Genomic DNA, 11,774 nt, shown 5'->3' on the forward strand with positions numbered 1-11,774 from the left:
ATGACCACGATCACACCGGCCCAGCGCCGCTTCGACGTGAGCATGAGCCCGAAGGACCTCATCAACATCGGCGTCTTCGGCGCCCTCTACCTCGTCGTCGTGTTCGGGATCAACATGCTCGGGTTCATCAACCCGGCCGTCATGCTGGTCGCCCTCGTCGCGAGCATCGTCGCGGGAGGGATCCCGTTCATGCTGTTCCTCACCCGGGTACGCCACGCGGGCATGGTCACGATCTTCGCGATCGTCACCGCGGGGCTGCTCATGCTCAGCGGGCACCCACTGATCAGCTTCCTGATCAGCGTCGGCTGCGCGCTGGTCGCTGAGGCGATCATCTGGGCGGGCCGGTATCGGTCCCGCGGTCTGAGCGTGCTCGCCTACGCCGTCTACTCCGCCTGGTACGCCGGGCCGATGATGCCGATCTTCTATGACCGTGAGGCCTACTTCTCCGGCCCCTCGATGCAGATGATGGGAGCCGACTACGTCAGCCAGATGCAGGCGCTGCTCTCCCCCGGGGTGCTGATCGCGTTCGACCTCTCCACGATCGTCTTCGGCCTGCTCGGCGGGCTTCTCGGCCTGCGGCTGATGCACAAGCACTTCGAGAAGGCAGGACTGGCGTGACCGCAACCCCGGTGGCGATCGGGGAGCGGGCCGCCGCGGCGGCCCGCCCCCGCCCGGTGCTCCGGCTGGACCCGCGGACGAAGGCGCTGCTCGTGCTCGCGACGAGCCTGGTCGTCATGGCGCCGGACGGAGCGTCGTTCATCCCCGCGGCTCTCGTCCTCGGAGTGCTGCTCGCGCTCAACGAAGGGGCCTGGGCCCGTGCCGTCGCCCTGCCGGTCGGCGCCGCCGGCATCGCGGCCATCGCCTATCTCCTGCCGGTGGCCGTGCCGCATCCGGCCGTCGGCGTCGTCGCCACCATGGCCGCGTACCTGGTCCGTTTCGTCGCCATCGGCGGCATCGCCCTGCATCTGATGTCCACGACCTCGCCCACCGAGCTCACCGCCGCGCTGCGTGCCGCCCGCGTCCCCCGCGCCATCACCGTCTCCGCGGCCGTGATGCTGCGTTTCCTTCCGATGATCATCGCCGAGGCCCGCGCCGTGTACGACGCCATGCGGCTGCGCGGGATCGGCGGATGGGGCGGCATGCTGCGTCACCCCGTGCTGAGCATCGAGCGCTTCACGGTTCCGCTCGTCGCCTCCAGCCTGCGTGTCGCCGAGGACCTGTCCGCCGCGGCCCTGCTGCGCGGGCTCGGCTCGGCGACGCGTCCCACTACCATACGCCCGCCCCGTCTGGGCGTGGCCGACCTCGCCGCCGTGCTCGTCGTGGCGACGCTGGTCATGGCCACGGTGCTGTGGTGATCAGAATCGAGGAGGTGCGCTGGACCTACTCCGGCGCGGACGCTCCCACTCTCAACGGTCTCACCCTGGACGTGCGGCGCGGGGAGACGGTCGTGCTGTGCGGCCCGAGTGGCTCCGGCAAGAGCACCGCGCTCCGGCTCATGAACGGCCTCATCCCCCACTTCCACGAGGGCAAGGTCGAAGGCTCCGTCCTCCTCGACGGGCAGGTCGTCGCCGACCTGTCACTCGACCGGCTCGGCCGCCGCACCGGGACCGTCCTGCAACATCCCCGCCGCCAGTTCTTCACCGACACGACCGAGACCGAACTCGCCTTCGCGCTGGAGAACTTCGGCGAACCGGCTGAACGCATCCGGGGCCGCGTCGCCACCGGGATCGACGAACACGGGCTACGCGACCTCACCGACCGGCGACTGCAGGACCTCTCCGGCGGCCAGCAGCAGCAGGTGGCCTGCGCAGCCGCGACCGCCCACCACCCGTCACTGCTGCTGTTCGACGAGCCCACCTCGAACCTCTCCGCCGCCGCGATCGAACGCTTCACCGCCACGCTCGCCCGGCTCCGCGCAGGTGGAGCGACCATTGTCATCGCCGAGCACCGGCTGCACTACCTGCGCGGCATCGCCGACCGGTTCATCGTCATGCGTGACGGCCGTATCGACGCCGAATGGCCCGGCGAGGAGTTCGCCGCCCTCGACGAGGACACCGTCCGCGCGAAAGGACTCCGCAGCCTCAGCCCGCCCCGGCACCCGACACCCCTCCAGGTCCAGGCGCATGGGCCCAGCATCGACCGCGACGCCGTCCCCACGAGCACCACGACCGGTGTGAACCTACGCAACATCCGCTGCGCCTTCCATGGCCGCCGCGTGCTCGACATCGACGAGGCCCGTCTCCCTGCCGGAGCGATCATCGCCGTCACCGGCCCGAACGGCGCCGGCAAGAGCACGCTCGCCCGCATCCTCACCGGCCTGCAACGGCACGAGGGAGAGGTACTCCTCGACGGGCGGCGGCTGAGCCGGGCACAACGGCAGAGGGCCAGTGCGATCGTCATGCAGGACGTGCAACGACAGCTGTTCACCGACAGCGTCGACGCCGAACTCCGGCTCGGCGCGTCCCCCGCCGATGAGCGCTCCGGCACGCTCCTGCGCGACCTCGACCTCGCCACCCTGACGGACCGCCACCCGCTCTCCCTCTCCGGCGGCCAGCAGCAGCGACTCGTCGTCGCCGCGGCCCGGCTCAGCGCCCGCCGGATCGTCGTGTTCGACGAGCCCAGCTCCGGCGTCGACCGCCGCCACCTCCACTCCATCACCCAGGTGATGCGCGATCTCGCCGACGACGGCGCGGTCGTCCTCCTCATCAGCCACGACGACGAACTCCTCGCCCTCGCCGCCGACCGAGAACTCAGACTGCGTCCCATCGACGTATAAAGCACAGCCCCAGACCGGCCGTAGCAGCACGTGCACCGGGCCGGGCGGGAGGGCGATGACGCCCGAGCGAACCCACGGCCCGCCGGTTTCTGTGGCCGATGCGACACCGCGCGGGATTGTCCTTCCGCACGGACCCGGGACAGGGCGCGTGCGGCTCAGGAACAGAAATCCATGATGGTGTCGGTGAGGATGCCAGTGAGGCGGTCCAGCGAGGTCAGGTCGGCGTATTCGGTGGCTGCGTGGGCCCCCGCGCCGTCGACGCCGAAGAGCAGGCAGGGGATGCCGGCGCGGTCCAGCAGGGCGCAGTCGGTCCAGAACGGCTCGGCGCGCACCACGGGTGGGTGCCCGAGTGCCCTTTCGGCGTGGTGGGCCAGGGTTCGGGTGATCAGGGACTGCGGGTCGGCCTCGAAGGGTTCGCGATACAGGCCGCGGGTCAGCCGGTACTGGAAGTCGGCAACGGTGGCGGCAAGGTGGTCGAGTACCATTGAGCATGAGTGACCGGCCGCCGCCGGTGCCGCGGGCGATCGCGACGAGCGAGGGACGCCCCGGTCGCTCTTCCACGCGATGCACCTCGAAACCGTGGGCGGCAAGCCAGGCGCCGCAGAAGTCCGCGATGGCGGACTCACCTGCCCCGCCGGGCACGAGGTCGGGGTTGACGGAGTCGAGGGCGGTCAGCCGGGCCAGGAGAGGAACAGGGTCAAGGTCCAGAAGATCGGAAGCCACTGGGATTGCATGGGGTTCGGGCAGCATGAAGGCCTTCCACAGCGTTGAACGCGCCCTCGACGGCACCGTGAGGGGCGGTGGGATTAGTGGGCGTCGGCCTCTGTCCGGGCCGTTCAGGCGCCGGTCCGGCCCGCCAGTTCCATCGCCGCGTGCTGGAGAGCACGGCGGGCGGCCCTGATGGCGGGGTGCCGGCTGCGGCCCTGACGTACGGCGGTGAAGATGCGGCGGGTGCGCTGCCCGCGGGGAAGCTCTTGCAGGGGTGACGGTCGGGGATTGCCCGTTCCACACGAGGTCGGGCAGCAGGGCGACGGCGTGACCCTGTTCGACGAGGCGGAGCTGGAGCAGCAGGTCGGTGGTCTCGAACCGCACGTCGGGTTCGAAGCCGGCGATGCGGCACAAGGTCATGCTCCAGCGGCGGGCAGCCGTGCCCTCGGGCTCCATGGCCCACGGCCGATCCGCGAGCGCGCGCAGCGACGCCGCGGGGCTCTCCCTCTCCTTAGACACCTTTTCGGGCAGGGCAAGGTGAAGGGGGTCGTCGAGCAGGTCTTCCAGCTCGACGACCGGCGGCCGGGGGTTGGGACTGCCCGGGTACTCCTCGGCAACGACCAGGTCGAATTCGCGCGCCTGGAGGGCGGGCAGGGCTGCTTCCGGAGGCATCTGCGTCACGTGCACCCGCAAGCCCGGGTGCAGATCGCGCAGCAGGCTCAGCGCAGGCGGCACCAAAGCGAGGGCAGCCGTCTGAAAGGAGGCGATGCGCAGCGTGCCGGTCAGATCAGTCAGAGAGGTCGCGATCTCCGCCTCGGCTTGTTCCAGCCGCTCCAGCACCGCTTCGGTGTGCGAGACGAGGATCTCGGCCTGCTCGGTCAGCCGCACCCGCCGGCCCACCGGCTCCAGCAACGGAACACCGACCTCCGTCTCCAGCTGCGAGAGTTGCTGGGACACGGACGACGGGCTGTAGGACAGGGCGGTGGCGACGGCGGCGAGGGTGCCACGGTGCTTGAGCTCGCGTAGCAGGCGCAATCGGTGCAAGTCGTACATCGGCAGATCGCTCGCCTCGCTAGTCATCCTGATTCGTCGGTCTCGCTGATGAATATAGGTAGACAACATTCGCTGGACCGATGAGGGAAGAGAGCCGCAGGCTGAGGGCGTGCTGAACAACGCTTCATCCACGAGGATCACGAGGACTCTGCCGTGGTTCGCGCGCGCTGCTGCCCGGTCCTGGACCTGCGCGCCTGCCCCTGCCGGGGTACGGGACTTCCACGCCGCCCTGCCCGGTTACGCACCCACCCCGCTGACAGAACTGCCCGCCCTGGCAGCCGAGCTGGCGGTCGGCCGAGTCTTCGTCAAGGACGAATCGTCCCGCCTCGGTCTGCCGGCCTTCAAAGCGCTGGGCGCTTCCTGGGCGGCGCACCGCGCCCTGGCCGAGCGTACTGCCCACCACCCGAGCACAGAGCCCGTCACACTGGTCAGCGCCACCGACGGCAACCACGGCCGCGCCGTGGCCCGGACAGCGCGCCTGCTCGGCCAGCGCGCACACGTCTTCATCCCCCAGGGTGTCCATCCGGACGCCGTGGCGGCCATAGCCTCCGAGGAGGCGGAGATCACCCGGGTGCCGGGCTCGTACGACGACGCCGTCCGCCAGGCTGCCGAGGCAGCCGCCACCGCTGCGGACGCGATCCTCATCCAGGACACCGCCTGGCCCGGCTACGAAACGATCCCGGGCTGGATCGTCGAAGGCTACTCCACCCTCTGCGTCGAAATCGACGAACAGCTCGCCGCCGCAGACGCCACGGCGCCAGCGCTCGTCGCCGTCCCGGTGGGCGTCGGCTCCCTGGCCCAGGCCGTCGTCACCCACTACCGCAGCCGTCCATCCGCACCGGCCCCAGCCTTGCTGGCGGTCGAGCCCGAGGCAGCGGCCTGCGTCATCGAGAGTCTCACCCGGGGCGAACCCGTCAGCATCACCACCGGTCACACCACCATGGCCGGGCTGAACTGCGGCACCCCGTCCAGCATCGCCTGGCCCTACCTGCACCGCGGACTGGACGCCGCAGTCGCCATCACCGACCCCGCCAGCGCCCGCGCGGCCAGCGACCTCGCGGAACTCGGTGTCTCCTCGGGCCCGTGCGGGGCCGCCGCTCTCGCCGGTGTCCGCGCGATGCTCACCGGAGAGGGAGCTGAAGAGCACCGCACGGCACTGGGACTCGGCCCGACCTCGGTGGTCGTACTGCTCAGCACCGAAGGCACGGCCGCCAACCCGCACCGCACCACCGGCCACTGAGCAGCGTCCCGCGAAGGCCAGGGGGACTGACACGATCCCCGTCAACCGTTCTGACGGGCTCGCCCGGCTTGTCCACCCACCTGACCGGCGAGCGCGCGATTGCTGGTCCGGCGGCTCTGAGCCGGGCCAGCAGATCAACCGCTCTGCAGTCCCTGGGGTGGCGCCGAGGACCATGGGCGCGCGCGATCCGCTCGTTCGTCGACCGGCACTTCACCACCGCGGACCGGTTGACGCCGTCCAGGCCCGGAGTGTCTCGACCGTTTCCCCGGCCTGCGACCTGCTGCATCATGCCTCCTTCGCGCGGTCTTCGCGGCCTCAACCGCCCTGTGTCTGAGGGAGCATCGCTCAAGCGCCGCCGAGGCTGACCTCGGCCGGCTCGCAGCCCTCGGCCGACACCCGGATGACGACCTCTCCCGAACCGGCGCGTCGTAGGATCATGAGCGCCCGCCCATCGAAGGTCGAGCCTGTACGGAGTCCGGATCTGCAGATTGGCCGGAGGTATCGGTCATGACTACTGCTTCCGGGGTCGACGAAGGATTTTCGGGCCGGGGCTGGCGCCTACAGAGCGCGGACTCGTCGCTGGCCGCTGATCAGGGCAAGCCGCCACGGCGGCTCGTGGTGTGACGAACCGGCTGCCGCTGGCAAGTTGTGGAAGGGGCCGCAACCCGGAGCCGACGCACGCGCGACCGCACGAACACGGCGAGCGGGTCGGAAGACAGCGGAGCGGACCGTCAGTATGTGGCGCGGCCGCCGCTGATGTCGTAGACGGCGCCGGTGGAGAAGCTGACCTTGTCGGAGGCCAGCCAGGCGATCAGCTCGGCGACCTCCTCCGGCTTTCCGACACGCCGCATGGGGATGAGGCTGACGATGTGGGCCAGGGCCTCGGGGCCGGTGGTGGCGTTCATCGGGGTCTCGATGACGGCGGGGGCGATGGCGTTGACCAGGACGCCGCTGGTGGCCAGTTCCTTGCCGAGGGACTTGGTCAGGGCGATGACCGCGGCCTTGGAAGCGGAGTACGGCGCCATGTTCGGGTTGCCGTCCTTCCCGGCCATGCTCGCGAGGTTGACGATGCGGCCCCACCCGCGCTCGCGCATGCCGGGGACGAAGGCGCGGCAGGTGTGGAAGGTGCCGTTGACGTTGACGTCGAAGGTGCGCCGCCAGCCGTCGAGCGGGATCTCCCACAGGGGCGCGTTGGGGCCGACGATGCCGGCGGAGTTGACGAGGATGTCGATCGGGCCGAGCTCGTCGGCGGCGGTCTGGACGGCGGCCGGGTCGGTGACGTCCACGACGAGGTCGGCGCCGTCGGTGACGTCGAGGGTGATGACTTTGACGCCGTCGGCTTCGAGGCGGATGGCGGCGGCCTTGCCCAGGCCGCTGAAGCCGCCGGTGACGAGGGCGGTCCGGGACATGAGAGGTCCTTTCAGTGGGATTCGCGCGGTACGGCGTCGCCGCTGGAGCCGATGAGGAAGTCGAGGTCGGCGCCGGTGTTGGCCTGCTGGACGGTCTCGACGTAGAGGCGCTGCCAACCCCGCGCGGGGCGGGCGAACGCGGCGGTCATCTCCGGGGACGGTTCGCGGGCGGCCAGTTCCTCGGTGGGGACGTCGATGTCGAGGCGGCGGTTCTCCACATCCAGGATGATCATGTCGCCGGTGCGGACGAGGCCGAGGGGCCCGCCGGCGGCGGCTTCGGGGGCGACGTGCAGGACGACGGTGCCGTAGGCGGTACCGCTCATCCTGCCGTCGCAGATACGAACCATGTCGCGCACGCCCTGGGCGAGCAGCTTGGGCGGCAGCGGCATGTTGGACACTTCGGGCATGCCGGGATAGCCCTTGGGCCCGCAGCCGCGCAGGACCAGCACCGAATCGGGCGTGACGTCCAAGTCGTCGAGGCGGGCGTGCAGGTCCTCGATCGAGTCGAACACGACGGCCGGGCCGCGGTGCTGCAACAGGTGCGGTGAGGCGGCGGCGGGCTTGATCACGGCGCCGTCCGGGGCGAGGTTGCCGTACAGGACGGCGATCCCGGCGTCCTCCTGGAGCGGCTGCCGCCGGGAGCGGATCACCTCGCGGTCGTAGACCTTGGCGTCTCCGAGGGCCTCGACCAGGGGGCGGCCCGTGACGGTGATCGCGGCCGGGTCGAGCAGGTCGCGCACCTCGGCCAGCACCGCGTGCAGGCCGCCCGCCCGGTGCAGGTCCTCCATGAGGTGGCGGCCGGCCGGCTGCAGGTCCACCAGCAGGGGGACGCCGGAGCCGGTACGGTCGAAGTCGTCCTGGGTCAGCTCGACGCCGAGCCGGCCGGCGATGGCCAGCAGGTGCACGACGGCGTTGGTGGAGCCGCCGAGCACGGCCAGCGCGACGATGGCGTTGAGGAACGAGCCGCGCGTCATGACGGTCGAGGGGCGGCGCCCGTCGGCGATCATCTCGACGATGAGGCGGCCGGTCTCGTGCGCGCCCTCCAGCAGGCGGCTGTCGGGGGCGGGGGTGCCGGCCAGGCCGGGCAGCGTCATGCCGAGCGCCTCGGCGAGCAGGCCCATGGTGGAGGCGGTGCCCATCGTGTTGCAGTGCCCCTTGCTGCGGATCATCGACGATTCCGAGCGCAGGAAGTCGGCCTGCGACAGCGTCCCGGCGCGGACCTCCTCGCTGAGCTTCCAGACATCGGTGCCGCAGCCCAGCGGCGCGCCGCGGAAGGTGCCGGTGAGCATCGGCCCGCCCGGCACCACCACCGCGGGCAGGTCCACCGAGGAGGCGGCCATCAGCAGCGCGGGGATGGTCTTGTCGCAGCCACCGAGCAGCACCACGCCGTCGATCGGGTTGGCGCGCAACATCTCTTCGATCGCCATCGCCGCCATGTTGCGCCAGAGCATCGCGGTGGGGCGCACGTTCGACTCGCCCAGCGACACCACCGGCAGGTTCAGCGGCACGCCGCCCGCCTCCCACACGCCGTGCTTGACGTGCTCGGCCACCTCGTTCAGGTGCATGTTGCAGGGGGTCAGGTCGGAGGCGGTGTTGGCGATCGCGATGTGCGGCCGGCCGTCGAAGGCGTCGGACGGCAGCCCGCGCCGCATCCACGCGCGATGGATGTAGGCGTTGCGGTCGCTACCGGCGTACCACTGAGCGCTTCGACTCCCCGCCATCAGGCCACCACTCTTTCCATTTATTGGAACTTTGCTCCGATTTGTGAAATCTAGAGGAAGAGTAACCCATACTTCACTAGATGGTCTCCGCTACGAGAAGAACTTCCGTTTTATGGAATGGTGGTCTAACGTTCGGAACATGCCCGAACTGATCGACGAGCCCAAGCTCGTCGGGTCCGACCGCGTGCTGGCGGTGCTGGCCGAGCTGGCCCGCCATCCCGACGGCATCGGGCTGGAGGAGATGGCCCGCGCGGTCGCCAGCCCGAAGCCGACCGTGCACCGCGCGCTGGCCGCGCTGCGGCGTGCCGGATTCGCCGCGCAGAACGGTCATGGCCGGTACGTGCTGGGCGACGAGTTCCTGCGGATGGCCTTCGCCCACCATGAGGCCCGGCCCGATCATGTGCGGGTGATGCCGGTCCTCAAGGCGTTGTGCGACCGGTACGGCGAGACGGTGCACTACGCGGTGCTGGACGGCGACTCGGTGGTCTACCGCTCCAAGCTGGACCCGGCGGCCGGCGCGGTCCGGCTTACCTCGGTCGTCGGCGGGCGTAACCCGGCGCATTGCACGGCCGTCGGCAAGCTGCTGCTGGCCCATAGCCTGCCGGACGAGGACGCGGTCCGCGCGTGGGTAGGCGACCGGGCACTGGAGCGCCGCACCGAGCGCTCCATCACCACCGTCGAGGGCCTGCACGCCGAGCTGGAGCGCGTTCGCGAGCAGGGTTACGCCGCCGACGATCAGGAGAGCGAGCCGGGCGTCAACTGCCTGGCGGTACCGGCGTACCTGACCTCGCCTACGATGCCCAGCGGTGCGATCAGCGTCAGCGGCCTGGCCTACCGCACCCCGTTGCCGACGCTCATCGACGACGTGGCCGCCATCCGTGCCATCGCCATGGGAGAGCAACCCACGTGACGTTCACCGCGACCCCGGCCTCGGCCGATGTATACGCCCTGGGCGAGAGCCTGCCCACGCCCTACTGGAACCCCTTCTGAGAGAGACACCCGTGTACCTCATGCGCATCGGCGCGCCCGGCGCCGAGAAGCCCGTCGTCCGCATCGACGAGACGCACTACATCGACGTCTCAGACGTCACCCCCGACTTCGATGAGAAGTTCTTCGCGGCGGGCGGCGTCGCGCTGCTCGCCGACCGGATCGGCACTGGTCAGCCCCAGGAGTTCGCCGGTGAGCGGATCGGCGCGCCGATCGCCCGGCCGCACCAGATCCTGTGCATCGGCCTGAACTACAGCGACCATGCCGCCGAAACCGGGCAGGCCGTGCCGGACGAGCCGATCTTGTTCACCAAGTCGCCGAACACGCTCGTCGGCCCATACGACGAGGTGCGCATCCCGCGTGGCTCGACCAAGACCGACTGGGAGGTCGAGCTGGGCATCGTCATCGGCAAGCGCACCTCCTACCTCGACTCGGTCGAGGAGGCGAAGGACGCGATCGCCGGCTTCTGCGTGGTCAACGACGTCAGCGAGCGCGCCTTCCAGATGGAGCGCGGCGGCCAGTGGAGCAAGGGCAAGTCCGCTGAGACGTTCAACCCGGCCGGCCCCTGGCTCGTCACGCCGGACGAGATCGCCGACGTGACGAACCTCGGCATGTGGCTGGACGTCAACGGCGTGCGCCGCCAGACCGGCACCACCAAGACCATGATCTTCGACCCGTACGTCATCGTGCACCACCTGAGCCAGTTCATGGTGCTGGAGCCCGGCGACCTCATCAACACCGGCACCCCGCCGGGCGTCGGCATGGGCCACACCCCGCCCATCTGGCTGCAGCCCGGCGACGTCATGGAACTCGGCATCGACGGCCTCGGCACGCAGCGCCAGCACGTCGTCGGACCCCGATAGATGCGTGCTCTGGTTCTGACCGGCCCTGGAAAAGCCGAGGTCCACGAGGTCGAACCGCCTGTCGCCGCGCCAGGTGAAGTGGTGGTGGACATCGAGCGGGTCGGCGTGTGCGGCACGGACGTCGAGCTGTTCACCGGGGAGATGAGCTACCTGCACACCGGCCGTTCTTGGTACCCGCTCCGTCCCGGCCACGAATGGTGCGGGCGCGTCAGCGCGGTGAGCGAGGGCGTGAGCCCTTCATGGCTCGGGCAGCGAGTCACCGGTGACACCATGCTCGGCTGCGGTCACTGCGACCGCTGCCGGGCCGGCCACCACCACGTGTGCGCCGAGCTTGCCGAGATCGGCATCAGCCGGGGCCGCCCGGGCGCGCTGGCCGAGCAACTCGCGGTGCCCGCCACGGCCCTGCATCACCTGCCGGACATCGTGGATCCCACGCTCGGCGCGCTCGTCGAACCCGGAGGCAACGCGCTGCGGGCCGTCCGCGCCGCGAGGCTGAAGGCGGGCGAGCGGGCTCTGGTCTTGGGCACAGGCACGATCGGCCTCCTCACGGCGCTGTTCGCGCGCGCCGACGGAGTCGAGGTCCACGTGATGGGACGCGACGACCACGGGCTTCGCCTGGCCGAAAGCCTCGGCTTCACCGATGCCTGGACCCGGAAGTCACTGCCGTCGCTACCCTGGGATGCCGTCATCGACGCGTCCAACGCGCCCGACTTGCCCGCTCTCGCCCTCGACCTCGTCGAGCCCGGCCGGCGTGTCGTCTACATCGGCCTGGCCGGCACCCCGTCCACGATCGACACCCGCGACCTGGCGCTCAAGGACGTCACCGCCGTCGGCATCCTCGGCGGCTCGGCCGGCCTGGGCGGAGCCATCGCCGCCTATGCCGAGGCCTCGGTCGACGCCCGCCCTCTCGTGGCCGCCACGGTCGGTCTCGCCGAGACCGCCGGCGTCCTGGCCGGATGCCGGCCGACCGGCGCCGGGCCGGGCCCGAAGATCCACATCGACCCGCGCCGATAAGAG

Annotated in this window: 10 protein-coding genes and 1 pseudogene; 7 read left to right on the top strand and 4 right to left on the bottom strand. The window is 70.5% G+C overall.

Annotated features, from left to right (window positions below; all coding sequences use genetic code 11):
* Genes OHA25_RS44395 through OHA25_RS44405 form a run of 3 tightly spaced genes read left to right on the top strand, consistent with a single transcriptional unit; the run spans position 1 to position 2,776 of the window.
* The gene (locus OHA25_RS44395) at positions 1-618 is read left to right on the top strand and encodes an MptD family putative ECF transporter S component (RefSeq protein WP_327582912.1); all 618 of its coding nucleotides are present in this window, start codon (positions 1-3) and stop codon (positions 616-618) included.
* Positions 615-1,355, top strand: a complete 741-nt coding sequence (locus OHA25_RS44400; RefSeq protein ID WP_327582913.1) for an energy-coupling factor transporter transmembrane component T — start codon at positions 615-617, stop codon at positions 1,353-1,355. Before OHA25_RS44395 ends, OHA25_RS44400 begins: the two co-directional genes overlap by 4 nt.
* On the top strand, positions 1,352-2,776 hold the full coding sequence (locus tag OHA25_RS44405) for an ABC transporter ATP-binding protein (RefSeq protein ID WP_327582914.1): 1,425 nt from the start codon (positions 1,352-1,354) through the stop codon (positions 2,774-2,776). The genes OHA25_RS44400 and OHA25_RS44405 overlap by 4 nt, the downstream gene beginning before the upstream one ends.
* Positions 2,777-2,931: 155 nt before the next feature.
* Here OHA25_RS44405 and OHA25_RS44410 read toward each other — a convergent pair whose 3' ends face one another.
* Together OHA25_RS44410 and OHA25_RS61655 are read right to left on the bottom strand one after the other, a co-directional pair.
* Positions 2,932-3,261, bottom strand: coding sequence for a M20/M25/M40 family metallo-hydrolase (locus tag OHA25_RS44410; protein WP_327582915.1), 330 nt, complete (start codon positions 3,259-3,261; stop codon positions 2,932-2,934).
* A 583-nt stretch (positions 3,262-3,844) separates the two neighbouring features.
* Positions 3,845-4,606 (bottom strand): annotated as a pseudogene (locus OHA25_RS61655) (LysR substrate-binding domain-containing protein); the annotation flags it as partial.
* A gap of 40 nt (positions 4,607-4,646) precedes the next feature.
* Here OHA25_RS61655 and OHA25_RS44420 point away from each other — a divergent pair.
* The gene (locus OHA25_RS44420; RefSeq protein ID WP_327582917.1) at positions 4,647-5,777 is read left to right on the top strand and encodes a diaminopropionate ammonia-lyase; all 1,131 of its coding nucleotides are present in this window, start codon (positions 4,647-4,649) and stop codon (positions 5,775-5,777) included.
* Between the two features lie 731 nt (positions 5,778-6,508).
* On the opposite strand, the gene OHA25_RS44425 is transcribed toward OHA25_RS44420, so the two are convergent.
* Positions 6,509-7,186 (bottom strand): SDR family oxidoreductase, encoded by a 678-nt coding sequence (locus OHA25_RS44425; RefSeq protein ID WP_327582918.1) that lies wholly within the window; start codon positions 7,184-7,186, stop codon positions 6,509-6,511.
* 11 nt (positions 7,187-7,197) lie between these two features.
* Positions 7,198-8,907 (bottom strand): IlvD/Edd family dehydratase, encoded by a 1,710-nt coding sequence (locus OHA25_RS44430; RefSeq protein WP_327582919.1) that lies wholly within the window; start codon positions 8,905-8,907, stop codon positions 7,198-7,200.
* A 139-nt stretch (positions 8,908-9,046) separates the two neighbouring features.
* Here OHA25_RS44430 and OHA25_RS44435 point away from each other — a divergent pair, with 139 nt between their 5' ends.
* The 3 genes from OHA25_RS44435 (at position 9,047) to OHA25_RS44445 (ending at position 11,771) form a co-directional block, all read left to right on the top strand.
* A complete protein-coding gene (locus tag OHA25_RS44435) occupies positions 9,047-9,817 on the top strand; it encodes an IclR family transcriptional regulator (RefSeq protein ID WP_327582920.1) in 771 nt (256 codons plus the stop codon).
* A gap of 91 nt (positions 9,818-9,908) precedes the next feature.
* On the top strand, positions 9,909-10,757 hold the full coding sequence (locus tag OHA25_RS44440; RefSeq protein WP_327582921.1) for a fumarylacetoacetate hydrolase family protein: 849 nt from the start codon (positions 9,909-9,911) through the stop codon (positions 10,755-10,757).
* The gene (locus OHA25_RS44445) at positions 10,758-11,771 is read left to right on the top strand and encodes a zinc-dependent alcohol dehydrogenase (protein ID WP_327582922.1); all 1,014 of its coding nucleotides are present in this window, start codon (positions 10,758-10,760) and stop codon (positions 11,769-11,771) included. It abuts the gene before it with no gap.
* Positions 11,772-11,774: the final 3 nt, after the last annotated feature.

It is taken from the genome of Nonomuraea sp. NBC_00507 (assembly GCF_036013525.1).
Classification (GTDB): domain Bacteria; phylum Actinomycetota; class Actinomycetes; order Streptosporangiales; family Streptosporangiaceae; genus Nonomuraea.